Source organism: Marinobacter sp. ELB17, from assembly GCF_000169375.1.
In the GTDB taxonomy this organism is placed as follows: Bacteria; Pseudomonadota; Gammaproteobacteria; order Pseudomonadales; family Oleiphilaceae; genus Marinobacter.
Map to the genome: position 1 here is coordinate 126,135 of NZ_AAXY01000009.1, position 23,004 is coordinate 149,138.

Consider the following 23,004-nt stretch of genomic DNA (forward strand, 5'->3'; position numbering starts at 1 on the left):
ATCACAAATACGGAAAAGGCTCAGTATTGACCGGGCAGCGAAATCGCCGGTGCCTGGAGGGCTGAAAGTTGCTCGCGCAGCGACAGTATCTGATCTGACCAGAAGCGCGGCTGGCCGAACCAAGGGAAAAACCGGGGAAAGGCCGGGTCGTCCCAGCGCTTCGCCAGCCAGGCGCAGTGGCTGACCTGGCGATAGCAGCGTAGTGGCTCAATCAGGTGGCGTTCGCGGCGCTCAAAAGGCCGGAACATTTCATAACCTTCCAATATTTCGCCCAGTTGCGCTCCGCGCTCGCTGTCTTCACCGTTCAACAACAGCCACATATCCTGAATAGCGGGCCCGCTGCGGCAATCGTCCAGATCGACAAACAGCATCCTTTCCTCACGGCATAAAATATTGCCGGCGTGACAGTCGCCGTGCAGGCGCAACGCATTGATGTTGCCTGCGTCGTTAATACGGGTACGACATAAACGCAGCAGATCTACCATCAGGCTGTCCCAAGCCGGGCGCAGGTCCCGCGGCACCCAGTTACCCTTCAGAAGCAGTTCGTTATTTTGCTCAATGCCGGTTGGTATTGACGCCACCGACAGGTCGGGGCGATGGCTGAATTTTCGGGCAGCGCCAACATTGTGAATCTGGCCCAGCCATTGGCCCAGCCGGTACAGGGTGTCTTCTACGCTGACATCCGGCGCCTGGCCACCGCGCTGGGGAAATACGGCGAACCGGAAAGGTCCACTCTGGCCCAAGGTATCGCCATTGGGTAGGGTAAGTGGTGCAACCACGGGAATATCCGCGGCCTCCAGTTCTTTGGTGAAACTGTGCTCTTCGCGAATCGAGGCTTCGGTCCAGCGTCCCGGGCGATAAAATTTTGCAATCACTGGCGGGCCTTCGTCTAGCCCGATCTGATACACCCGGTTTTCATAGCTGTTAAGCGCAAACAGGCGGCCGCTGACCGCAAAGCCTGCGTCTTCCATCGCATCTAAAAGCGCGTCTGGCTTCAGGGCATCGTATGGGTGCCCGGAAATCACATTGTCAGAATGTTCAGTCATGAATTCGCTGCCGCCATGAATTTGCCGGCCAGTATAACCGGTATCGTCGCTGGCGTAATCTTGACAGCGCACCTATGCCTTGCGTGTTGGAAGTAGACAACCTGATCAACGCGGCAGGGCTGGGTGCGGTCGCGCTAACCCGCAACTGGCAGTGGTTGCCCGCTAGCCAGAAGCCGCAGCAGTGGTACGCCCGCGGCGTGTATTTTAGCTACAGCGGCCAGCATTCGTTTCGTCAGTTGGTGTATCCGCTGCCGGAACCCGGCGGTCTGGGCGTTCATTTGACTCTGGATCTGGCAGGCCAGATTCGTTTTGGCCCGGATTTGGAGTGGATTGAACGTGAAGATTACAGCGTGCAACTGGAACGCAAGGCCGCCTTTGTCGACGCCATTCGCCGATGGTGGCCCCGGCTGAATCCGGAAAAGTTACAGCCTGCCTACGCCGGTATTCGGCCAAAACTGGCAGGGCCAGACAGCGGATTTCGTGATTTTCGCATTGATGGCCCGCCCCAGCATGGCGTGGCCGGGCTGGTGAATCTGTTCGGCATAGAATCGCCGGGGTTAACCGCTTGCCTGGCCATTGCCGATGAGGTCGCCGAGCGCCTGCGCTAGCCTGGAGTCCGCGCCAACGCCCAGATCTGGATATGTTCGGCCCCGGCCTGCTGCAGCACATGCGCCAGCAAGCGCGCGGTGGCGCCGGTGGTCACAACGTCATCGATAATCGCAATTCTTGGTGGAGGCGTGCCGGTGGTTTGAAACACGCCTTGCAGATTGGCTAACCGTTGTGCACGGCTCAACGTGCGTTGCGCTTGAACGGTGCGTTGACGCTGCACCAAATTGCCTGCCAGCGGAATATCCAGCCGCGTGCCTAGCTGTTCCGCAATATCCCTGGCCTGATTAAAACCGCGCTGGCGCCTGCGCTGGGGATGCATGGGCGCGGGTATCAATACATCCGGCCGCAGATGCGGCTGGCGCAGCAGACTTTCGTGGGCCAATTCCGCCAGTGCGGCGGTCAGCGGGCGGGCATAGGCTCTTTGGCCCTGGTATTTGTAACGGCCGATCATTGCCGCCACCGGAAACTGATAGCGCAGGGGCGCCAACGTTAAGTCAAACGCCGGTGGTCGCTGAAGGCACTCGCCGCACAGATGATCGGCTGCCGGAAACGGCAAGGGCAGGGCGCAACATCGGCAATGCCAGCGATTCCACGGCAGGTCGTTGTAACAGCCCTGACACAGACCGTTGCGGGCAACCGGGTTTAAACAGCCGACACAGCGCCCGGCTCGGCCTTCTTTGTTAACCAAAAAACCGCTTCTGCTGTTAACCAAAAGTGTGTTTAGGGTTGACAGCCACGCCGATGGCTTTATCATTTGGCTTCTCCGTAAACCAAGAATCCTTAAAAGGTTAACAGGAACTTCTATGAGCGCCAATGAACTCCGTCACGACTGGACACTGCAACAGGCCCGGACATTATTCGAGCTGCCATTCAGCGACCTGCTGTTTCGTGCCCAGACTTTACACCGCCAGTACTTCGATCCTAACGAGGTGCAAATTAGCACCCTGCTGTCGATAAAAACCGGCGCTTGCCCGGAAGACTGCAAGTATTGCCCCCAGAGCGGCCATTACAACACCGGGCTGAAAAAAGAAAAGCTGCTGGACGTTGAAAAAGTCGTCGCCGAGGCACGTGCGGCCAAGGCCAAGGGCGCTTCGCGCTTTTGCATGGGCGCTGCCTGGCGCAGTCCGTCCAAAAAAGACATGCCTTATGTGTTGGACATGGTTAAACAGGTGAAATCAATGGGCATGGAAACCTGCATGACCCTGGGCATGCTCAAATCCGAGCAGGCCGACGAGCTGGCAGCGGCCGGGCTGGATTATTACAACCACAACCTGGACACCTCGGAAAGATTCTACAGCCATATCATTACCACGCGCACCTATCAGGATCGCCTGGATACCCTGAGCAACGTGCGTAACTCCGGCATGAAAGTCTGCTGCGGCGGTATTCTGGGCATGGGTGAAGACGATGACGACCGCATGGGCCTGCTGATGCAGTTGGCCAACCTGCCCCAGCATCCGGAAAGTGTTCCGGTGAATATGCTGGTGAAGGTGAAGGGTACGCCATTGGAAAACGTGGCCGATCTGGACCCGTTTGATTTTGTGCGCATGATTGCGGTTGCGCGGATTATGATGCCTGCCTCCCACGTGCGCCTTTCCGCTGGCCGGGAGGATATGAACGAGCAAATGCAGGCTTTGTGCTTTATGGCCGGTGCCAATTCCATATTTTATGGTGAAAAACTGCTCACCACCGCCAACCCGGAAGCCGATGCCGACATGGCCCTGTTCCGCCGCTTGGGGATTCGCCCGGAGCAGCGCGAGCAGTGCGGCACAGAGCAACAGCACGAAGAGGTGCTGACAGAGGCCGTCAACCAGGAAGCAACGCGCCATCTGTTTTACGATGCGGCCCGCGAACCAGCGTCGGCCTGACCCGCGAGTGACCGAGCATGCGTGACTTCCAGCTTGAGTTGCGGCAACGCCGCGAGGCCGGTCTGCATCGCCAGCGCCGGGAAATCTCGGGCCCCCAGCAGCCGGCGTTAACCGTGAATGGCCAGCCATTGTTGTCGTTTTGTAGCAATGATTACTTGGGGCTGGCCAATCATCCGGATAACCGCAGAGTGCTGTCTGAGGCGCTTAACGAGAACGGCCTGGGCGGTGCATCTTCCCACCTGATTTGTGGCCATCACCGGGCTCATCAGCAGCTGGAAAACCAACTGGCGGCTTTTACCAGGCGCAGCTCGGCGCTGCTGTTTTCAACCGGATACATGGCCAACCTGGGTGTCATCTCGGCGCTTGCAGGTCGCGGCGATACGATTTTTTCGGATCGCCTTAATCATGCTTCTATTGTAGATGGCTGCAGACTCAGTGGGGCAAGGGTCAGGCGTTATCACCACGGCGATCTGGAGGCGTTGGCGCGAATGTTGGAAGAAACCGCGGGCCACAAACTGGTGGTAAGCGACGGCGTGTTCAGCATGGATGGCGATGTGGCCGCGTTGGTGCCATTAGCGCAGTTGTGCACAAAGCACGATGCCCTGCTAATGATCGACGACGCCCACGGTTTTGGCGTGCTGGGTCCCCAAGGGCGTGGCAGCGTTGCGGCGGCTGGGTTAAATGAAGAACAGGTGCCGGTGCTGATGGGCACTCTGGGCAAGGCCGCAGGCACCAGCGGCGCCTTTGTAGCAGGCCCTGCGTGGTTAACCGAATATCTGGTGCAAAAAGCGCGTACCTACATTTACACCACGGCCATGCCTCCTGCTCTGGCTCAGGCCAGCTGCAATAGCTTGAGCCTGATCGAAAGCTTTGATCCACAGCGCGCGCACCTGGCGGCGCTGATTGATCGGTTTCGCGATCAGGTTACGCTTATGGGCTATCACCTGATGCCCTCGGCCACGCCCATTCAGCCGATTGTCGTGGGCTCTAACGAAGCGACGCTGGCGCTCAGCGCTGAGTTACAGAGCCGCGGCCTGCTGGTGACGGCCATTCGCCCGCCCACTGTGCCCGACGGCCAGGCCCGTTTGCGCATCACCCTCAGCGCTGCCCATAGCTTTGACGATCTGAACCGCCTGTTGCGGGCGCTGGTGCAATGTCGCCCCGAGTGTGTTGTAAGCCCCGTGTTTAGTGAACCCTGTGTAGAGAATGTTTGATGGCACGCACCAGTTCACTTGTGGTGATAGGCGGTTGGGGTGTGTCGGCGGCCATGCTGGAACCGGTGTATCGGTATTGGCAAGGCGTGGTGCAAGTCGTTTCATTAACCGACGACGGGTTAAGTTCCTGCAACAGCCCCGCACACGCGGCCGCGATTCTCCTCCAGCGTTACCCCCAGCCAGCGGTGTGGCTTGGATGGTCGTTGGGCGCACAAGTCGCCATGGCTGCGGCTCAGGCCAATCCGCACTCGGTTAATAAGGTTGTGACCCTGGGTGGTTTTCCGCAATTTGTGGCGTCGCAAAACTGGCCTTGGGGCGTTTCGCCCGCTATTTTTCGGCGTTTTGAACGATATTTTGAGCGTGAGCCACAGGCCTGCCGGGCGTCTTTTTTCGCTCAGATGATTGATGGCAGCGAACACCAGGCAGAACAGGTGCGCGCGATAAAAGCTTGGTTGAAGCAGGGCTTGCCCGAGCCGATCGAGCCATTGGCAAAAGGCGTGCGCTGGTTGCGGCACTGCTGCCAGTTGCACACCTGGCAGCAGTGCCCGGTGCCAACATTACATCTGCGGGGCAGCTGCGATGCAGTGGTTCCGCCTTGGGCCCAGCATCTGGCTATGCCCGTTCACAGCCGGGCGCTTACCATCGACGGCATGGGCCATTGGCCCGGGGAGTTCTACGGCCCCGAATGCTGGCAAGCCATTCACGATTTTCTAACGAGTTCACACGATGTTTGCCACTAAACAGGCGGTCGCCTCCGATTTTGGCTGCGCCAGCGCCAGCTATGAAGGTGCGGCGCGGCTGCAACGGCAAATGGGCGATGCCATGTTGGCAACGATTGCCCAGCCGGTACCGCAGAGCGCCACGGTTGTTGATTTGGGCTGCGGTACTGGCTTATATACGCGCCAGTTGGCGCAGCGCTTTGGTGCGTATACCGTCGGTGTAGACCTGGCGCCCGGTATGCTGGCATTTGCAAAAGCACAATCAAAAGCGCTGTCCAAAGCACCCTCAAAAGCACTCTCAAAAGCACTACGCCCTGAAACTATCCAATGGTTAGAGGCAGATGCGGAGCGGTTGCCATTGGCCGACCAGAGTGTGGATCTGATTTACAGCAATCTGATGATCCAGTGGTGCCATAATCCACAAGGCGTATTGCGGGAATGCCTGCGGGTGTTGCGCCCGGGTGGTCAATTGCGGGTGTCAACGCTTTTGCTGGGTACACTGCAGGAGCTGCAACAGGCGTGGACCCTGGCCGACCCACATCAGAAGCATGTAAACGGGTTTATTTCTGCCGTGGATTTCGCGGCCACCACCGTTGAGATTTTGCCAGCGGCACAATGGCGCTCGCAGATGATCACTCTGGATTATCCAACGCCCATGGCGTTGATGAACGAGCTCAGGCAACTGGGGGCGGGTTATAAAGACATTCAGCGGCGCAAGACCGCCACTGCACCCGGGCGATTAAAACAGATGTGCCAGAACTATCCGCAGCAGCCCTGTGGGGGCATAGTTGCCAGCTATCATGCGGGCTGGTTGGAATGGCGGAAACCGCTGTTAACACCATTAACCTGCGATTAAACACTCACCCTGCCAGGGCATTTTCAATGGCCAAAAAGACCTATTTTGTGACCGGCACCAATACCGACGTGGGCAAGACCGTGGTTACTGCGGCGTTGCTGGAGGCCGCGAAGCTGGCGGGTAAACGTACCCTGGCGATGAAACCGGTTGCCTCTGGCTGCGTGCAAACGCCAGATGGCTTGCGTAACAGTGACGCGCTTATTCTGCAGAACGCGATGACTGAACAGCTGCCTTATAACGTGATCAATCCGGTCGCTCTGGAGCCAGCGATTGCACCCCACGTGGCGGCTTTGCAGGCCGGGCGTAACCTGAGCGCCGATCGGTTGGCCGGTTTTTGTCGCGGCATACAACTGCGCCCGGCAGACCTGTTACTGATCGAGGGGGCAGGTGGCTGGCGGGTGCCTTTAAACGATCGCGAAACCTACAGTGCCTTGGCGCAGCGATTGAATATCCCGGTGATTCTGGTGGTCAGTTTGGAGCTTGGGTGCATCAACCACGCGTTGCTGAGCGCGGAAGCCATTCGCCGCGATGGGTTGGTATTGGCCGGCTGGGTGGCTAACCGGCCGCGGGAAGCTGTGATGAGCTGTGAAACCGATACCCTGGCGTATCTGCAACAGCACTTGGGCTGCCCTTGCCTGGGTGTTATGCCCTGGTTGAGTGAGCCCCGGCCACAGGCTTTGGCTAAATTCCTGAATGTGACGCCGTTGATTGAAAATTGAGCAGCATTGTGGCTTACTAAGTCAGTGACTTTGTCCTCTGGTAGGTAACCATGATCAACAGTACTCTTCCCAGTGCGCTCAATAGCGGTATGCAAGGCATACAGAGCGGTGTTGCCGGCATGGACGATGCTGCCCGCCGTATCGCCCGCGGTGGTGTGGATGGCCCCCAGGGCAGTGGTGGCCCAACTGCAAGTGGGATGATCGAGCCCATAGTGGATTTACAGTTGTACAAACGCAGCGTTGAAGCGTCCGCTCAGGTGGTAAAAACCGCGGACGAAACCCTGGGGTCGCTCCTCGATATCATGGCTTAAGGCCCTCGCCCTGATAGGTAGGGTTATATTCTGACACCATGAATATTTCGTCCGCTGCTCCTCAAACATCAGCTGCAATTCTGCGCCCGTCGCCTGCCAGCGGGCAGTCGCCGCGCCTGACTGAATCCGATTTAAAACTGCTGACACAGCTAAAAGCCCGTGACCGAGAGGTGCGTGCCCATGAGGCTGCCCACCAGGCCGCGGGTGGGCAGCACGCTGGTGCAATGGCGTTAACCTATGAGCAAGGGCCAGACGGCGTGCAATACGCGGTGGGCGGTGAAGTGCCTATCAGCGTATCGGCGGTTTCAGGTGACCCCAAAGCCACTGTTGAAAAAATGCGCACCGTGCGCGCGGCCGCAATGGCACCGGCCCAGCCTTCATCAGCAGATCTCGCCGTGGCTGCCCAAGCCATGCAAACCCTGCTGCAAGCTCAGGTAGAGTTGGCAGACCCAGCCGTGAAAGAGCCGCTGGGCGCTCGCCTGGCCCGCGACGCTTACGCAAGGGTGTCCGCCTTTGGCGACGACAACAGTCCTCGCGCAACAGGTTTTCTGAACGTCTCTGTCTGAAAATTTCTCTATTCTTCGCGTTCGTATGACACCCGTTAAACCCTTTTGCGCGACTCATCGCACCTTAATCTTAGTAAGCTAATGGTAAGCGCTAATTTCACGGTTTTAATGGCTGGGGGATGCCGGATTCACGTGGGAGGGAGTTGACGCAGAACAAGTTATTTGACACGACTATTGACAATTCTGTGCCTCGAAACGTATGTTTCAAACAATCGTTTAAAAAACTCGAAGCACGTCACCGGAATCCGTCCGGCTGCATCGGGTTTCCAGCTGCCACAATTTAAGGCGGCCATCACTGAAAACCGAGGTCGATTACATGCCTGACTACAAAGCACCCCTGCGCGACATCAAATTTGTAATGAGTGAGCTGCTGAACAGCGACAGCCACTACGCCAATCTGGAAGGCGCCGAAGACGCAACGCCGGATATGATCGATGCGATCATTCAGGAAGGTGCAAAATTTGCAGAACAGGTACTTTCGCCATTGAACCAGAGCGGCGACCGTGAAGGTTGTACCTGGAGTGAAAGCGGCGTTAAAACACCGGCCGGTTTCAAAGAAGCCTACAGCAAGTTTGTTGAGGGCGGCTGGCCGTCTTTGGCGGCTGACCCTAGTCACGGTGGGCAGGGCTTGCCTAGCTCCCTGGGCATCGTGATGAGCGAAATGAACGGCACCGCCAACTGGTCTTGGGGCATGTACCCGGGTTTGAGCCACGGCGCTATCAACACTTTGGAAGAACACGGTACGGAAGAGCAGAAGCAGACGTACCTGACCAAGATGATCAGCGGCGAGTGGACTGGAACCATGTGCCTGACCGAAGCACACTGTGGGTCGGATCTGGGAACCCTGCGCACCAAAGCCGAACCCAATATGGACGGCTCGTACAGCATCACCGGCACCAAGATCTTTATTTCGGCAGGCGAGCATGACCTGACCGACAACATCGTTCACATTGTGCTGGCCCGTTTGCCTGGCGCACCGGAAGGCACCAAGGGTATTTCCCTGTTTGTGGTGCCCAAGTGCCTGCCCGCGCAGGACGGTTCAGCTGGCGAGCGTAATGCGCTGTCTTGCGGTTCTATTGAACACAAAATGGGCATCCACGCGAACGCCACCTGCTTGATGAACTTCGACGGCGCCAAAGGCTGGTTGATTGGCGCCGAAAACAAAGGCCTGAACGCCATGTTCACCTTTATGAACGTCGCGCGTATTGGCACCGCTATTCAGGGTCTGGGTGCTGCAGAGCTGGGTCTTCAGGGTTCAGTGGCCTATGCCAAAGACCGCCTGGCCATGCGTGCGTTAAGTGGTGCAAAAAATCCGGACAGCTATGCAGACCCGATCATTGTGCATCCGGATGTTCGCCGCATGCTGCTGACCCAGAAAGCCATCGCTGAAGGCGCCCGTGCGCTAATTTACATGACCGCACAGAAAGCCGATATTGTTCAGAGTGGTAAAACCGAAGAAGAGCGCAAAGCCGCTGACGAATTGTTGGGCTTTTTGACGCCCATTGCCAAAGCGTTCCTGACTGAAATTGGATACGAATCAGCCAGCTTGGGAATGCAGGTATTCGGTGGCCACGGCTATGTTTCCGAGTGGGGCATGGAGCAGAACGTGCGTGACGCCCGTATCGGCATGATCTATGAAGGCACCACCGGCATTCAGGCGCTGGACCTGTTGGGTCGTAAGGTGCTGATGACTCAAGGCGAATCGTTGAAAGGCTTTACGAAGCTGGTGCACACTTTCTGTAAGGAAAATACCGACAACGAACAAATGAAGCCGTTTGTTGAACCGTTAGCGGCGATCAACAAAGAATGGGGCGAGCTGACCATGAAGCTGGGCGTGAGCGCTATGAAAAACCGCGAAGAGATTGGCGCCGCGTCTGTGGACTACCTGATGTACTCCGGTTACGCGGTATTTGCGTATCTATGGGCGCAGATGGCAAAAGTTGCTCAAGACAAGTTGGCACAAGGCAGCACGGAAGAGTTGTTCTACAACGCCAAGTTGCAGACTGCACGCTTCTACTTCACCCGCATGCTGCCGCGCACCAAGGCCCATGCAGTAACCATGCTGGCGGGGGCAGACACCCTGCTGGATATGCCGGAAGAGGCGTTTATCATCTAACGCTGAGGCGTTTGATTCATTGCTAACGCCGTAAAAGGCCCGTCTCGATCTGGGACGGGCCTTTTTTCATGAGTTAGTGACGGGATTGCGGTAAACTCTGCGCAGTAAAAAAATAATAATCGCGGACACACGTACAGACAGGGCACCGGCTTTTTTCTACCGGATCGCGTCCTGACCAGACAGACTGTTACTGAATGTTGGAGAGTGTTAATGGCCGATTATCAGGCACCCTTACGTGAAATGCGTTTTGTTTTGAATGAAGTGTTCGATGCCCCCGCACTGTGGGCGTCGCTGCCAAAAGTGGCAGAAAACGTAGACCCCGACACCGCCGATGCCATTTTGGAAGAAGCCGGCAAAATCACCAGTGGCGTGCTGGCGCCGTTGAACCGCGAAGGCGATGAGCAGGGCTGCAAATGGACGGCCGAGGGTGTCACTAGCCCGGAAGGTTTCAAAGAAGCCTACCAGACCATCGTGGACGGCGGCTGGAATGCTCTGGGTGGCAACCCGGAACAGGGTGGCATGGGCATGCCAAAAACTCTGGTATCCCAGTTTGAGGAAATGCTGCAGGGTGCCAACATGGCGTTCGGTCTGGCGCCTATGCTCACCGCCGGTGCCTGCCTGGCGCTCGATGCTCACGGCAGTAATGAACTGAAAGAAACGTATTTGCCGAAAATGTACTCCGGTGTTTGGAGTGGCGCGATGGATTTGACCGAGCCCCACGCCGGCACCGATCTGGGCATCATCCGCACCAAAGCCGAGCCCAACGATGACGGCTCCTTCGCCGTCACTGGCACCAAGATATTCATTACTTGGGGCGAGCATGACATGGCGGAGAACATTGTTCACCTGGTGCTGGCCAAGCTTCCGGGCGCACCTAAAGGCCCCAAGGGCATTTCCATGTTCTTGGTGCCAAAGTTTCTGGTGAAAGACGACGGCTCCCTGGGCGATCGCAACCCGGTAACCTGCGGCTCCATCGAAAAGAAAATGGGTATCAAAGGTTCAGCTACTTGCGTGATGAACTACGATGCAGCCAGAGGCTGGCTGGTAGGGGAAGAAAATAAAGGCCTGAACGCCATGTTCACTATGATGAACTATGAGCGCCTGGGCGTTGGAGTGCAGGGTTTGGGCGCGGCTGAAGCGTCACTGCAGAGTGCCCGTGAATACGCCAAAGACCGTATTCAAAGCCGCGCGCCCTCTGGCGCGCAGCAGCCAGAAAAAGCCGCTGACCCGATTCTGGTGCACCCGGACGTTCGCCGCATGCTGCTAACCATGAAAGGCTATGTGGAAGGCGGTCGTGCTTTCTCTACCTACGTCGCGCAGTGGCTGGATATCGCCAAATACGCCGACGACAGCGAACAGGAGCGTCGCATCCACGCTGAAGGCATGGTGTCGTTGCTGACGCCGGTGGCTAAGGCTTTTCTGACCGACCGTGGCCTGGACGTCTGCATTATTGGTCAACAGGTATTGGGTGGCCATGGCTTTATCCGCGAATGGGGCCAAGAGCAGTTAGTACGCGACTGTCGCATTACCCAAATTTACGAAGGCACCAACGGCATTCAGGCGCTAGACCTGATGGGCCGTAAGGTTGTGGGCAGCCAGGGCAAGCTTTACGAGCTGTTTGCCCAAGACGTAGCGGCGTTCATTGAGGAAAACAGCGACGAACAAAGCCTGCGCCCGTATCTGGAGCTATTGGCAGCAGCTCTTGAGCGCCTGTCAGACGTAACCGAGCACGTAATCAATCAGGCATCAGAAACCCCTGATGCTGTAGGCGCGGCCTCAGTGGATTATCTGGATCTGTTCGGTCTGACCGCATTGGCTTATATGTGGGCCCGCATGGTGAAAGCGGCTGCAGCGAAAGCCGAGGGTGACACCTCTGGTTTTTATACCGGCAAGCTGAAAACGGCGCGCTTCTACTATGATCGCCTGTTGCCAAAGACTGTGTCGCTGGCGGAAGGCATTCGCAGCGGCAGTGATTCGATGATGGCGTTAACGGCTGAAGAGTTCTGAACAGTTTCTGTCGATGTTAAACAAAAAAGCAGGCTATCAAGCCTGCTTTTTTTTGGATTATCCGACGGCTAGACTCTGTTAAGTGTCACTTGATCTTGTCGCGAAGGTTCTGATATCCCTTCTTCAGATCTTCACCCATAATTTGCACCGTTAACAACGCTTCGGTGGAAACCTCGGTGGCGTCATCCAGTGCGTGATCAAACTTGCCTTTGAATCGGTCCCACTCCTGTTCCAGATTATCAAACTCGTCTTTGACATCTTGACGTGCCAGATGGAGCTGTAAGCGTGCTTCGTCGCGGTATTGTCTGATTTTTTCTGGCAGCGTTTTTAGTTCTTCCTGAAGTCCCATATTTCACTCCCCTTTACATTGGTGATGACTAAACAATGCGCCGGATGGTGGGAAGTTTCAAGCGTCTGAGGCACTGTCGCGAGCCTGCTTAGAGCCGGTTTGATCTACGTCAGGATCTGTTGGCAAGCAACGCTGACATGTCTCTTAAATAGTGCCAGGGGCCTAGTGGGTCGAAGCCTTTGGCGGCGCGATCCACTTCGCTGCACAGGTGAATGGCGTTATTCAGTTGTGAACGGTTGAGGCGCTTTGCCGCCTGCTCCAGGGCCTTTGCCCGCTGTGGCTGGAAGACTCCGCGTTTTTTGAAAAAAGCAGCAGGCGCGGTGTTTTGCCCTGAGGCTTTCAGTTCCAGCAGCAGATGAATGTCCCGCGCCAACACGGTGAGCAAGCCAAGCGGGTTTTCGCCTTCCTGTTGTAATATGCCGATCATTTTGCAGGCGTGCGACGCATTCCCCGTCAGCAGTTCGCTGACCAGTTCAAAGCCGTTAAAACGCGAGCTGTCCTGCACAGCCTGTTCCACCAGGCCTTCGTCAATAGTTGCGCCCTTGCTGAATAGCACCAGGCGCTCCAGTTCCTGGCTGGCGGCCAGCAGATTGCCTTCCAGCCGCTCCGCCAGTATTGCCAAAGCGTCGCGGGTTAGAGTCAGACCGCGACTGGCGGCGCGCTGTTGTAACCAGCCGGGAAACTTGTCAGCGTCTACCGGCCATACCGGCACGTGCAGGCCTTTGCCTTGTAGGTCTTTGTACCATTTACGGCGGGTTTCAGCCGCATCCAGACGGGCGCTGATCAGCAGCAACACAATGTCGTCGGCAGGTTGCGCCAGTATCCGTTCCATCACGGCGCGGCCGTCACCTAGCTTACCTGTTGGTAAGTGGACTTCGATGCGGCGTTTTTCGGCGAACAACGACATGGCGCTGAATTCATCGGCCACGATGTTCCAGTCAAAATGGTTGTCGGCGTGAAAGGTTAGCCGGTCCAGAAAGCCTTGGTCGCGGGCGACTTTACGGATCTGATCGCAGCATTCTTGCACCAGAAGCGGCTCGTCACCGGATACCAGGTATACCGGCGCCAGGCCTTTCTTAAGGCTTTGGGGCAGTTGCGCCGGTGTGGTTTTCATGGGGCTGGAACAGGCGCCTTGGCCGCCGGTTCTGTTCCCGCTTCGGGGCTTTCCACAGGGTTGCCGGTAGCATCCTGATATTGTTCGCGAAGGGCATCAATACGCGCTTGGGTCAGGGGTGCCAGACGGAAAATAATTTGCTGGGCCAGTCTCTCTTGCAGCTGTTTTTGCAAAGTCTTTTCTTCCCGCTGCTTGGCCAGCACGTTGGTTTCATCATAGCGATAGCTTTCACTGGCATTCAGGCGGGTGTCTGCAATCAAGGGCACCTTATCGCGACTGATCAGGTTGATGCTGACCGACTGGCGCAGGGTGTATTCGGCCGCACCTGCGTTAATCGTAATGGCACTGGCGCGGCGGTCTTCGGTGTACTGGCCCACTACAAGTATATAATCGGCGGCGTTGGTTTCACGAAGATCCACGTCGCCCAGAGTCAGCTGTTGACGAACCGACTGACACAGGTTTATCGGTACATCACTGGCGCACTGCAAAGCCAGTGGTTGTAGCGCAGCAGAAACCGGTGCCGCACCGCGAAGCTGAAAACCGCAGCCGCTGGCTGTTGCCAACAGACCAAGGGTTAGAAGAACGCTTCGCGCTAAGGCCGGTGTCCGTTGTGATGCAGGCTGCCGTTGGGTCATATCAGTTAGCCACCACGTTAACCAGTTTGCCGGGAACAACAATCACCTTGCGCACGGTATTGCCTTCGGTGAAGCGCACCACGTTGTCGTTTTGCAGGGCCAGCTTCTCCAGGTCGGCTTTGCTGATGCTTGCCGGCACGTCTACCTTGGAACGCACTTTACCGTTCACCTGCAGCACAATCTGGATTTCACTGCGCACCATGGCGCTTTCGTCTGCCACCGGCCAGCGTGCATCGACTACCGGCTCGTTGTGGCCCAGCGATTGCCACAGGCTGTGGCAGACGTGGGGCACAATCGGCGACAGCATCATCACTGCGGTTTCCAGGGCTTCCTGGCGTACGGCGCGGGTCTGGGGTTCGCTGTCATTGAGCTTGCTGACTTCGTTCAGCAGCTCCATCACCGCGGCAATGGCGGTATTGAAAGTCAGCCGGCGGCTGATGTCGTCACTGACCTTGGCAATGGTTTCGTGAGTTTTGCGGCGCAGGTTCTTCTGGCCATCATTCAGCGCCGGGACGTCTATAGCAGGCACTGTGTCGGCGCTGGTAACTTGCTCATTCACCAGGCGCCACAGGCGCTTAAGAAAGCGGTGGGCGCCTTCAACACCGCTGTCTGACCACTCCAGAGACTGCTCTGGGGGTGCCGCAAACATCATAAACAGGCGCACGGTATCGGCGCCGTGGGCGTCGATGATCGATTGCGGGTCAATGCCGTTGTTTTTCGACTTTGACATTTTGGTAACGCCACCGGCCTGCACCGGTTGGCCGTCGTCTTTATGGACGTAGCCGGTTACCTGGCCTTTGTCATCGCGTTCGGCGATCACGTCGGTGGGTGGAATCCAAACGATGCCGCCTTTGGCGTTTTCGCGGGAATAGGTTTCTGCCAGCACCATGCCCTGGGTCAGTAGTTGCTTGAACGGCTCGGAGCTGGTGACCAGGCCCACGTCGCGCAGCAGCTTATGGAAGAAGCGGGCATACAACAAGTGCAGTATGGCGTGTTCAATGCCGCCGATGTACTGGTCTACCGGCAGCCAGTAATTGGCGGCGGCCGGGTCTAGCATTCCTTTGTCGTAGTTGGGGCTGCAGAAGCGCGCGTAGTACCAGGACGACTCCATGAACGTGTCAAAGGTGTCAGTTTCGCGGGTGGCAGGTTGGCCCTCAAAAGTGGTTTTGGCCCACTCTAAGTCCGCTTTAATCGGGGACTGTACGCCGGTCATTTCGACGTTTTCGGGCAACAATACCGGAAGCTGGTCGTCTGGAACCGGGCGTTGGCTGCCGTCTTCCAGAGTCATCATCGGAATCGGCGCGCCCCAGTAGCGCTGGCGCGATACGCCCCAGTCGCGCAGGCGATAGTTTATGGTGCGTTTGCCAATACCTTCGTGTTCCAGATGGTCGGCGATGGACTCAAAGGCTTCATCGCTGGTCATGCCACTGTATTTGCCAGACGACACCAGAACGCCTTTTTCAGTGAAGGCTTTTTCTTGCACGTCTATATCAGGCTTGTCGCTGGCGGAGATCACCTGTCTGATCGGCAGGCGGTACTTCAAGGCGAATTCGTGGTCGCGCTCATCGTGGCCGGGAACGGCCATCAGAGCGCCGGTGCCGTAGTCGGTCAGTACAAAGTTGGCGATCCATACCGGAATGTCTTCCTGGGTCAGCGGGTGCACGACTTTGAAACCGGTATCAATGCCTTTTTTCTCCATTTTCGCCACGTCGGCTTCCGCGGTTTTGCTGTTGCGGCACTCATCTACAAAACGGGCAACGCCTGGATGGCGCTCGGCGGACGCTTTGGCTAATGGATGTTCTGCCGCGATTGCCATGTAGGTAACGCCCATCAGAGTGTCCGGGCGGGTGGTATAAACCGTCAGGCCGTCTTCGCTGTTTTTCAGCGGGAAGGTGAGTTCGGTACCCACGGATTTGCCAATCCAGTTGCGCTGCATGGTCTTGACCTGTTCCGGCCAGCCATCCATATCGTCCATGTCGTTCAACAGTTGTTCGGCATAATTGGTAATGCGGATAAACCACTGGGGTATGGCTTTCTTTTCCACCAGCGCGCCGGAGCGCCAGCCGCGACCATCAACAACTTGCTCGTTAGCCAGCACGGTCTGGTCGACCGGGTCCCAGTTCACGGTGGACATCTTTTTGTACACCAGGCCTTTTTCATACAGACGGGCAAAGAACCACTGTTCCCAGCGGTAGTAATCCGGCTTGCAGGTGGCCAGCTCGCGGCTCCAGTCGTAGCCGAAGCCCAGCTGTTTGAGCTGGTTCTTCATGTATTCAATATTGGAATAAGTCCACTTGGCGGGCGCAGTCTTGTTGGCAATAGCGGCGTTTTCCGCAGGCAGGCCGAAGGCGTCCCAGCCCATAGGCTGCATGACGTTTTTCCCCAGCATGCGCTGGTAGCGGGAGATTACGTCGCCGATGGTGTAGTTGCGAACGTGGCCCATGTGCAGTTTGCCGCTGGGGTAGGGGAACATGGACAGGCAGTAGTACTTTGGTTTGCCCGGTTCTTCCTTCACCGTAAACGTGTTGTTATCAGCCCAGAAATCGCGGGCGGTCTGTTCTACGTCACGGGGATTGTATTGCTCGTCCATACCTGCCATTACCAAAGTTACCCTATATCAATATGATGTTCGCAGCGGGCGGTTATTCTAACGCACACGAGCGGTAACAGGTAGTCTGCTTGAGTTCCGCGCCCGCTATGGCTTTGGTGGTGTCGCATTTGGGCGACCTGCCGTTACTGCGGGAGGCGCGCCAACTTTAATAATGTGTGCCATGATGGAATTAACCGGCAGTGATTTAACACCGAAACTGGCGGCAATGTTGCATTTTCGGTGTGTTTTGAAGTGCCTTGCCCCCCCCAAAAAGTTATTAGCAAACCGGAAGGAAACGCCCATGACCGACCCCGAACGTAATCAGCTATCTGGAAAAGCCCTTGAGGCCTACGATCGCATGCTTGAGCAGGTGCAGAGCCGCCTTCGTACGGTGCAGGAAACCTCGATGGAAACCTTGGAAGAGGAGATCGACAAAGCGATCGAAGCCGAACATGAACTGCAGGAAATGACTCGAGATGAGCTGAGCTTGTTGGGGGCTTACCTGCAGCGGGATCTGGAGCATTTACTGGACTTTGTGGGAGAGACCGGAGAAGGCCTGGCGGAATGGCTGCAACTGGATCTGTCGTTACTGGAGCAACGGCTGACCGAACGCCTGTTGTCGGTTGCTGATCAAACGATGGTTGATACGCTGGCACTGCGCCAGAAGCTGGAAAGCCACGAGGCCGGGCAGTATATCTCCGGTGAAGTGGCCACCGCAGGCATGTTCCGCTGCCTGAACTGCGAGCACATGTTATGCCTTACCTCCACCAGCCATCTGCAGCCCTGCGAAGCCTGCGGGTCGCACTATTACGAGCGGGTGACCAGTCGCTGGCCAATTAAGGTAAGTTGATTTGTGGCCTGTTAGAGCTTCGGTATAACCCGCTCGCGGACAAACACAATCAGGATGAGCGCAAACGTCAGTACCGGCCAAGATGACGTCACCATATAAGGCGTGCTGCCGCTGGCGCCGTAGATCTCGCCGGTCATAACAGCACGTTCGAACTGCGGAATGCGTTCGGTTATCTGGCCTTTATTGTTGATGATCGCGGTGACGCCGTTATTGGTGCCGCGCAGCATGTAGCGTCCGGTTTCCAAAGCTCGCATTCGGGCCAGTTGCAGGTGCTGCAACGGCCCGATGGAATCACCAAACCAGCCGTCATTGCTGATAGTCAGCAGCAGATCCGTGTTCAACGCGTTGCGTGCCAAAAAATCCGGATAGGCCACTTCGTAGCAGATAAACGGCATTACCCGCAGCCCATTCGCAGTCAGAGCCGATTGGTTTTTCGGGCCTGGCGTGAAACTAGACATGGGCAAATCAAAAAAACCGATCAGTCCCCGCAGATATTTCTCCAGCGGCACGTACTCACCAAATGGCACCAGTTTCTGTTTGTGATAAATGCCTTCGCCGGCGCCCAGTGCGGTAATGCTGTTGTGGTAGGTAAAGCCTTCCGAGCGCTCACTGAAGCCGTACCAGGGTATGCCCGTAATCAGTGTGCTGTTCTCGCCCAGACGTTCGTTGATATGGTCAATGATTTTGCCGGCTTTATCCTGGGGGATAGGAATGGCGGTTTCCGGCCAAAGAATAATGTCGGTGTTCCAGTAGTCTTCGGTCATGCCCAGATACGCCACAATCTGGTCTTTCAGAAACTCCGGATCCCACTTGATCTGTTGGGGAATATTGCCCTGCATGGCGGCCACTGATGTGGGCTCTTGTGCCAGAGTCGTCCAGTCAGTGCGATTCAGGGCAGGGGCGATCAACCAGGGGAGTAGCCCCGCGACCACCACGGTGGCAGCAAAAGTGTGCCGCGTTTGTAGTATCAGCCAGAGCGCGCCATAGGCGGCAACGGCGGTCGTTATTATGGCGAGAGTGACCAGATGCACTCCGCCTAGGGGCGCTAACCCAGCCAGCGGCCCGTCGGTGTGCGCGGTGCCCAGATACAGCCAGGGAAAGCCTGTGAGCACCCATCCCCGTAGCCAGTCGCCCAAAAGCCATATAGCCGGGAATAGCAACAGCCGGCGCACCGCGCTGGAACGCGCGAGCTTGCCCCAGAACCAGAACGCCAGGGCATGAAACAGAGCCAGGCCAGCCACAAACAGCGCGGTCAGCACAATGGCGATCCACTGACTGGTATTGCCGTACTGGCTGATGCTGACGTATACCCAGCTGGCGCCGCTGGCGAATAGTCCAAAGCCGGTAAGCCAACCGGCGCGGAACAGCTGGCTGGACGCCAGAGGCACGCACACCAACAGAATCAGCAATATGGAAACAGGACCCAGCCACCATAAATAGTAGGGCGCAAAGGTCAGGGTTTGCAGCCCGCCGGCAATCAACAGCAGCGCGGCTCCTAACCAGCGGTTGGCTGACAGGGAGCGGGTGACGGCAGAGGGAATGCTGGCGGGGTGTTGGTTGCTAATGTTATTCACTTACAACTCACTGCGGGTAACCTGTAATAAGCGAATAACACGGTTGTCGGCGTTGGCAATGGTAAAACGCAAGCCACCGAATTCAACCGTTTCACCGCGCCTTGGCAGGTGTCCGAATTCCTTGAGAACCAGGCCGCCAATGGTGTCGAATTCTTCTTCGTCAAAACTGGCGCTGAAGGCTTCATTAAAGTCATCAATGGGGGTCACGGCTTTCACCGCCCAGCTATCATCGCCGTGGGTTTTGATGTGGGTTTCTTCGTCGAAATCGTGCTCGTCTTCGATCTCGCCCACAATCTGCTCCAAGACGTCCTCGATGGTGACCAGCCCGGCGGTACCGCCGTACTCGTCAACCACCATCGCCATATGGTTACGATTTTCTTTAAATTCCTTGAGCAGCTGGTTCAAGCGCTTGCTCTCGGGCACAAAATTGGGCGGTCGCAGAATTTCGCGGATATGATTCCAGTCCAGCTCGCCATCCATCGCCAGTGGCAACAGGTCTTTGGCCAGCAGCACGCCAATGACGTCATCCGGGTTATCGCCAATCACCGGAAAACGGCTGTGGGCGGAGGAGATGATTTCACCAAGGAATTCACGGGGGTCCTGGTTCGCTTTTACCGTAATCATTTGCGAGCGAGGAATCATGATTTCTTCAACGCGCATGTCCAGAACCTGCATCGCACCTTCGATGATGCTCATGGCATCGGTGTCGATGATTTCTTGGGCTTCGGCATCGCGCAGAATTTCCAGCACGTCTTCTACAGACTCTGGCCCGCTGGAAAAGGCCTGTGATATACGCTCCAGCCAAGATTTGTTACTGCTACCCTGGCTGTGACTCGAGTGATCATCGCTCATGAGTCTTTTTCGGTTACCTCTGCGTGGTCGTAAGGATTGGTAATGCCGATCTGCGCCAGCAGACGTATTTCGAGGCCTTCCATTTCCTCTGCCTCGTTATCGTCGATGTGGTCGTAGCTCTGCAGATGCAGCATGCCATGAATAATCATATGCGCCCAATGGGCGTGAGTGTCTTTGTACTGTTCCCGGGCTTCTTGTGCAACTATTGGAGCACAAATAACCAGATCACCCGCTAATAGAATCTGTATACCGGCGGGCGCTTCAAATGGAAATGACAAGACGTTCGTCGGTTTGTCTTTTCCGCGGTACTGGAAATTCAAGGCCTGCATTTCAGATTCGTCAACGATACGAATGGTCACTTCGGTTGGCTCATCGCCCTGCCAGGCCAACTGCGACCACTGCCGGAATTGGTCTTCCGACGGGATGTTCGCCGCGTCGCTGACTAACTGTAAGTCCAGCGTAACGAAGTTCACCGCTCGTTGCTGTCGTTGCGATCGTTGCCATCGTTAATAGCACCGTAAGCTTCAACGATACGCTGAACCAGCGGGTGGCGAACCACGTCTTTGGATTCAAAACGAATAAAACTTATCCCGGCGACATTATTCAGCACCGTGGCGGCGTGAATTAGCCCTGAATTCTGGCCGCGGGGTAGGTCAATCTGAGTCGTGTCCCCGGTAATTACCGCGGTAGAGCCAAAGCCGATGCGGGTCAGGAACATCTTCATCTGCTCGCGGGTGGTGTTTTGGCTTTCGTCCAGAATGATGAACGAGTTGTTCAGTGTGCGCCCGCGCATGAACGCCAGCGGTGCAATCTCGATCACGCTTTTTTCAATCAAACGCGTTACGTGTTCAAAACCCAGCATCTCGTAAAGAGCGTCGTACAGCGGGCGCAGGTATGGGTCGACCTTCTGCGCCAGGTCGCCGGGCAGGAAACCCAGTTTTTCACCCGCTTCCACCGCCGGGCGCACCAGCAGTATGCGTTTAACTTGCTCGTCTTTTAATGCTTCCACTGCGCAGGCAACCGCTAGCCAGGTTTTACCCGTACCCGCTGGCCCAATGCCAAAGTTTATGTCGTGGGTGCGAATATTGTGCACATATCGCTGCTGGTTGGCACCACGAGGTTTGGCGGTTAGCTTCGGGGTTTTGATAATGGTTACGGCACCGTCAAACGGTACCTCTTCCGGCAACCGTTCAAAACCGGTTTCGCGAATATACAGATGCACGGTGTCTGGCGTCAGATCCTCGGTGGCTTCTGTTTCCCGATACATGTGCCGCACAACCTCAGTGGCGGCTGCCACATTTTCGGTCGCACCCTGAACGCGGAAGTGATGCCCGCGGCGGCTGATAGAAACCTGCAAGCGACGCTCAACCTGTTTCAGATTTTCATCAAACTGGCCGCAAAGGGTCGTTAAACGGCGCTGATCAATCGGGTACAAATCAAATTGTCTGGAATCGTTGGTGTCCAAGTTTTCTCCGTTTTACTCCCGTGGTTCTTTTAGGGAGCATTTTTTGATTTTGTTGCTATCGGTGATGGGTGAATTCTTTTAATACAATTCCGAATCCACCGGCAAACCACGCAAGGAATTCGAATAAGCCTCTACAATCTCAACATCTATAAAATGCCCGATAGCCGCTGAATTCTCATGGCGGAAATTGACGATGCGGTTGTTCTCCGTGCGGCCTGAAAACTCGCCCGGATCCTTTTTGGAAAGACCGGTCACCAAAATGCGCTGCGTGGTGCCCACCATTTTGCGGCTGATGTCCATAACCGTTTGGTTGATACGATCCTGCAGAATCTTCAGACGCTGCTTCTTCACCGCCATCTCCGTATCATCTGGCAAATCTGACGCCGGAGTGCCGGGGCGTGCGCTGTAAATGAAGCTGAACGACATATCGAAACCAATGTCGTTGATCAGCTTCATAGTGTCTTCAAAATCTTTCTCGGTTTCACCGGGGAAACCAATGATGAAGTCCGATGAAAAACTGATGTCCGGTCGAATCTTGCGCAGGCGGCGAAGTTTGGATTTGTACTCCAAAGCCGTATGGCCGCGCTTCATGGCTGAGAGTATGCGATCAGAGCCGCTTTGCACCGGCAGGTGCAGGTGGCTAACCAGTTCTGGTACCTGCTCGTACACATCAATCAACGCATCGGTGAATTCCACCGGGTGTGAGGTGGTGTAGCGAATGCGGTCGATGCCATCAATGGTAGCAATCAGCGTGATCAGCTCCGCCAAGTCCATCACATCGCCATCGTGAGTGTCGCCACGGTAGGCGTTCACGTTCTGGCCCAGAAGGTTAATTTCGCGCACGTTCTGTGAGGCCAGATGAGCCACTTCCGCAATCACATCGTCCGCCGGTCGGCTGACTTCTTCACCGCGGGTGTAGGGCACCACGCAGAATGTGCAGTACTTGCTGCAGCCTTCCATAATCGACACAAATGCAGACGGGCCATCGGCGCCGGGTTCTGGCAGGTTGTCGAATTTTTCAATTTCCGGGAAGCTGACATCGACCACGCCAACGCCGTTACCCTTCGCCCGTACCTCGGTAATCATGGCCGGCAAACGGTGCAGGGTTTGCGGGCCGAAGACCATATCTACAAAGGGCGCACGGTCAATAATCGCCTGGCCTTCCTGACTGGCCACGCAACCGCCAACGCCGATGATCAGCCCCGGTTTGTTCTTTTTCAGATTTTTCCAGCGACCCAATTGGTGAAACACCTTTTCCTGGGCTTTTTCGCGAATGGAGCAGGTATTCAGCAATAGAATATCGGCGTCTTCCGGGCTGTCGGTCATTTCAACCGCTTCACCGACTTTTAACAGATCAGCCATGCGAGATGAATCGTATTCGTTCATCTGGCAGCCGTGGGTTTTGATGAATAACTTTTTGGCCATGGGTCTCAACGCAACTGGATGTATTGGGTGCCCGCAGTCAGGATTTTCGGGCAAGAAGCTTTCGGAAACATTTTGAAAAGATCAACTGTACATTATAACGGCGCGATCATTCCGCAACC

At 56.2% G+C, this 23,004-nt stretch carries 21 protein-coding genes and 1 pseudogene; 11 read left to right on the forward strand and 11 right to left on the reverse strand.

The features are described from left to right. Positions 1 to 20: 20 nt before the first annotated feature. On the reverse strand, positions 21 to 1,118 hold the full coding sequence (locus MELB17_RS12660) for a serine/threonine protein kinase (RefSeq protein ID WP_007350644.1): 1,098 nt from the start codon (positions 1,116 to 1,118) through the stop codon (positions 21 to 23). A 5-nt stretch (positions 1,119 to 1,123) separates the two neighbouring features. On the opposite strand from MELB17_RS12660, the pseudogene MELB17_RS12665 reads away from it, so the two are divergent. Beyond that, positions 1,124 to 1,654 (forward strand): annotated as a pseudogene (locus MELB17_RS12665) (NAD(P)/FAD-dependent oxidoreductase); the annotation flags it as partial. Here the strand turns inward: MELB17_RS12665 and MELB17_RS12670 are convergent. After that, positions 1,651 to 2,409 (reverse strand): ComF family protein, encoded by a 759-nt coding sequence (locus MELB17_RS12670; RefSeq protein ID WP_007350646.1) that lies wholly within the window; start codon positions 2,407 to 2,409, stop codon positions 1,651 to 1,653. The pseudogene MELB17_RS12665 and the gene MELB17_RS12670 overlap by 4 nt on opposite strands. A gap of 49 nt (positions 2,410 to 2,458) precedes the next feature. On the opposite strand from MELB17_RS12670, the gene bioB reads away from it, so the two are divergent. The 9 genes from bioB to MELB17_RS12715 all read left to right on the forward strand — a co-directional run bounded on the left by bioB (position 2,459) and on the right by MELB17_RS12715 (position 12,031). Then, positions 2,459 to 3,523, forward strand: coding sequence for a biotin synthase BioB (bioB, locus tag MELB17_RS12675; protein WP_007350647.1), 1,065 nt, complete (start codon positions 2,459 to 2,461; stop codon positions 3,521 to 3,523). Positions 3,524 to 3,540: 17 nt separating this feature from the next. Then, complete coding sequence (bioF, locus tag MELB17_RS12680) at positions 3,541 to 4,737, forward strand: 8-amino-7-oxononanoate synthase (RefSeq protein ID WP_007350648.1); 1,197 nt, start codon at positions 3,541 to 3,543, stop codon at positions 4,735 to 4,737. Further along, the gene (locus MELB17_RS12685; protein ID WP_007350649.1) at positions 4,737 to 5,477 is read left to right on the forward strand and encodes an alpha/beta fold hydrolase; all 741 of its coding nucleotides are present in this window, start codon (positions 4,737 to 4,739) and stop codon (positions 5,475 to 5,477) included. The genes bioF and MELB17_RS12685 overlap by 1 nt, the downstream gene beginning before the upstream one ends. Then, the gene (gene bioC, locus MELB17_RS12690) at positions 5,464 to 6,312 is read left to right on the forward strand and encodes a malonyl-ACP O-methyltransferase BioC (RefSeq protein WP_007350650.1); all 849 of its coding nucleotides are present in this window, start codon (positions 5,464 to 5,466) and stop codon (positions 6,310 to 6,312) included. The genes MELB17_RS12685 and bioC overlap by 14 nt, the downstream gene beginning before the upstream one ends. Before the next feature lie 26 nt (positions 6,313 to 6,338). Further along, entirely contained in the window at positions 6,339 to 7,031 is a 693-nt protein-coding gene (gene bioD / locus MELB17_RS12695) for a dethiobiotin synthase (RefSeq protein ID WP_007350651.1), read from the forward strand. Positions 7,032 to 7,081: 50 nt separating this feature from the next. Next, positions 7,082 to 7,342: a hypothetical protein gene (locus MELB17_RS12700; protein ID WP_007350652.1), complete on the forward strand. Its 261-nt coding sequence runs from the start codon at positions 7,082 to 7,084 to the stop codon at positions 7,340 to 7,342. Between the two features lie 38 nt (positions 7,343 to 7,380). Further along, a complete protein-coding gene (locus MELB17_RS12705) occupies positions 7,381 to 7,908 on the forward strand; it encodes a putative metalloprotease CJM1_0395 family protein (protein ID WP_007350653.1) in 528 nt (175 codons plus the stop codon). A gap of 316 nt (positions 7,909 to 8,224) precedes the next feature. Continuing rightward, the gene (locus tag MELB17_RS12710; RefSeq protein WP_007350654.1) at positions 8,225 to 10,024 is read left to right on the forward strand and encodes an acyl-CoA dehydrogenase C-terminal domain-containing protein; all 1,800 of its coding nucleotides are present in this window, start codon (positions 8,225 to 8,227) and stop codon (positions 10,022 to 10,024) included. Between the two features lie 210 nt (positions 10,025 to 10,234). Further along, positions 10,235 to 12,031 carry an acyl-CoA dehydrogenase C-terminal domain-containing protein gene (locus MELB17_RS12715; protein ID WP_007350655.1) on the forward strand — a complete coding sequence of 599 codons (1,797 nt, stop codon included), beginning with the start codon at positions 10,235 to 10,237 and terminating at the stop codon, positions 12,029 to 12,031. An 85-nt stretch (positions 12,032 to 12,116) separates the two neighbouring features. On the opposite strand, the gene MELB17_RS12720 is transcribed toward MELB17_RS12715, so the two are convergent. From MELB17_RS12720 to leuS, 4 genes are all read right to left on the reverse strand, one after another. Beyond that, entirely contained in the window at positions 12,117 to 12,380 is a 264-nt protein-coding gene (locus tag MELB17_RS12720) for a hypothetical protein (RefSeq protein ID WP_007350656.1), read from the reverse strand. Between the two features lie 109 nt (positions 12,381 to 12,489). Beyond that, a complete protein-coding gene (holA, locus tag MELB17_RS12725; RefSeq protein WP_007350657.1) occupies positions 12,490 to 13,494 on the reverse strand; it encodes a DNA polymerase III subunit delta in 1,005 nt (334 codons plus the stop codon). Beyond that, the gene (gene lptE, locus MELB17_RS12730) at positions 13,491 to 14,129 is read right to left on the reverse strand and encodes an LPS assembly lipoprotein LptE (protein ID WP_007350658.1); all 639 of its coding nucleotides are present in this window, start codon (positions 14,127 to 14,129) and stop codon (positions 13,491 to 13,493) included. Before lptE ends, holA begins: the two co-directional genes overlap by 4 nt. 1 nt (position 14,130) lies before the next feature. Beyond that, positions 14,131 to 16,719: a leucine--tRNA ligase gene (leuS, locus tag MELB17_RS12735; protein ID WP_007350659.1), complete on the reverse strand. Its 2,589-nt coding sequence runs from the start codon at positions 16,717 to 16,719 to the stop codon at positions 14,131 to 14,133. A 301-nt stretch (positions 16,720 to 17,020) separates the two neighbouring features. On the opposite strand from leuS, the gene MELB17_RS12740 reads away from it, so the two are divergent. Beyond that, the gene (locus MELB17_RS12740; protein WP_036184684.1) at positions 17,021 to 17,569 is read left to right on the forward strand and encodes a zinc ribbon-containing protein; all 549 of its coding nucleotides are present in this window, start codon (positions 17,021 to 17,023) and stop codon (positions 17,567 to 17,569) included. 11 nt (positions 17,570 to 17,580) lie between these two features. On the opposite strand, the gene lnt is transcribed toward MELB17_RS12740, so the two are convergent. From lnt to miaB, 5 genes are all read right to left on the reverse strand, one after another. Then, positions 17,581 to 19,143: an apolipoprotein N-acyltransferase gene (gene lnt / locus MELB17_RS12745; RefSeq protein ID WP_007350661.1), complete on the reverse strand. Its 1,563-nt coding sequence runs from the start codon at positions 19,141 to 19,143 to the stop codon at positions 17,581 to 17,583. Continuing rightward, complete coding sequence (locus tag MELB17_RS12750) at positions 19,144 to 19,995, reverse strand: HlyC/CorC family transporter (RefSeq protein ID WP_007350662.1); 852 nt, start codon at positions 19,993 to 19,995, stop codon at positions 19,144 to 19,146. It lies immediately after the preceding gene. Continuing rightward, positions 19,992 to 20,468 (reverse strand): rRNA maturation RNase YbeY, encoded by a 477-nt coding sequence (gene ybeY / locus MELB17_RS12755; protein WP_007350663.1) that lies wholly within the window; start codon positions 20,466 to 20,468, stop codon positions 19,992 to 19,994. The genes MELB17_RS12750 and ybeY overlap by 4 nt, the downstream gene beginning before the upstream one ends. Then, positions 20,465 to 21,460, reverse strand: coding sequence for a PhoH family protein (locus MELB17_RS12760; RefSeq protein ID WP_007350664.1), 996 nt, complete (start codon positions 21,458 to 21,460; stop codon positions 20,465 to 20,467). The genes ybeY and MELB17_RS12760 overlap by 4 nt, the downstream gene beginning before the upstream one ends. Positions 21,461 to 21,538: 78 nt before the next feature. After that, positions 21,539 to 22,885 (reverse strand): tRNA (N6-isopentenyl adenosine(37)-C2)-methylthiotransferase MiaB, encoded by a 1,347-nt coding sequence (gene miaB, locus MELB17_RS12765; protein WP_007350665.1) that lies wholly within the window; start codon positions 22,883 to 22,885, stop codon positions 21,539 to 21,541. Between the last annotated feature and the right edge of the window lie 119 nt (positions 22,886 to 23,004).

Excerpts from the sequence above, each read along its gene's own strand:
- MELB17_RS12670 (WP_007350646.1), bottom strand. The coding sequence starts at position 2,409 with ATGATAAAGCCATCGGCGTGGCTGTCAACCCTAAACACACTTTTGGTT.
- bioB (WP_007350647.1), top strand. The coding sequence starts at position 2,459 with ATGAGCGCCAATGAACTCCGTCACGACTGGACACTGCAACAGGCCCGG.
- bioF (WP_007350648.1), top strand. The coding sequence starts at position 3,541 with ATGCGTGACTTCCAGCTTGAGTTGCGGCAACGCCGCGAGGCCGGTCTG.
- MELB17_RS12685 (WP_007350649.1), top strand. The coding sequence starts at position 4,737 with ATGGCACGCACCAGTTCACTTGTGGTGATAGGCGGTTGGGGTGTGTCG.
- bioC (WP_007350650.1), top strand. The coding sequence starts at position 5,464 with ATGTTTGCCACTAAACAGGCGGTCGCCTCCGATTTTGGCTGCGCCAGC.
- bioD (WP_007350651.1), top strand. The coding sequence starts at position 6,339 with ATGGCCAAAAAGACCTATTTTGTGACCGGCACCAATACCGACGTGGGC.
- MELB17_RS12700 (WP_007350652.1), top strand. The coding sequence starts at position 7,082 with ATGATCAACAGTACTCTTCCCAGTGCGCTCAATAGCGGTATGCAAGGC.
- MELB17_RS12705 (WP_007350653.1), top strand. The coding sequence starts at position 7,381 with ATGAATATTTCGTCCGCTGCTCCTCAAACATCAGCTGCAATTCTGCGC.
- MELB17_RS12710 (WP_007350654.1), top strand. The coding sequence starts at position 8,225 with ATGCCTGACTACAAAGCACCCCTGCGCGACATCAAATTTGTAATGAGT.
- MELB17_RS12715 (WP_007350655.1), top strand. The coding sequence starts at position 10,235 with ATGGCCGATTATCAGGCACCCTTACGTGAAATGCGTTTTGTTTTGAAT.
- MELB17_RS12720 (WP_007350656.1), bottom strand. The coding sequence starts at position 12,380 with ATGGGACTTCAGGAAGAACTAAAAACGCTGCCAGAAAAAATCAGACAA.
- holA (WP_007350657.1), bottom strand. The coding sequence starts at position 13,494 with ATGAAAACCACACCGGCGCAACTGCCCCAAAGCCTTAAGAAAGGCCTG.
- lptE (WP_007350658.1), bottom strand. The coding sequence starts at position 14,129 with ATGACCCAACGGCAGCCTGCATCACAACGGACACCGGCCTTAGCGCGA.
- leuS (WP_007350659.1), bottom strand. The coding sequence starts at position 16,719 with ATGGACGAGCAATACAATCCCCGTGACGTAGAACAGACCGCCCGCGAT.
- MELB17_RS12740 (WP_036184684.1), top strand. The coding sequence starts at position 17,021 with ATGACCGACCCCGAACGTAATCAGCTATCTGGAAAAGCCCTTGAGGCC.
- MELB17_RS12750 (WP_007350662.1), bottom strand. The coding sequence starts at position 19,995 with ATGAGCGATGATCACTCGAGTCACAGCCAGGGTAGCAGTAACAAATCT.
- miaB (WP_007350665.1), bottom strand. The coding sequence starts at position 22,885 with ATGGCCAAAAAGTTATTCATCAAAACCCACGGCTGCCAGATGAACGAA.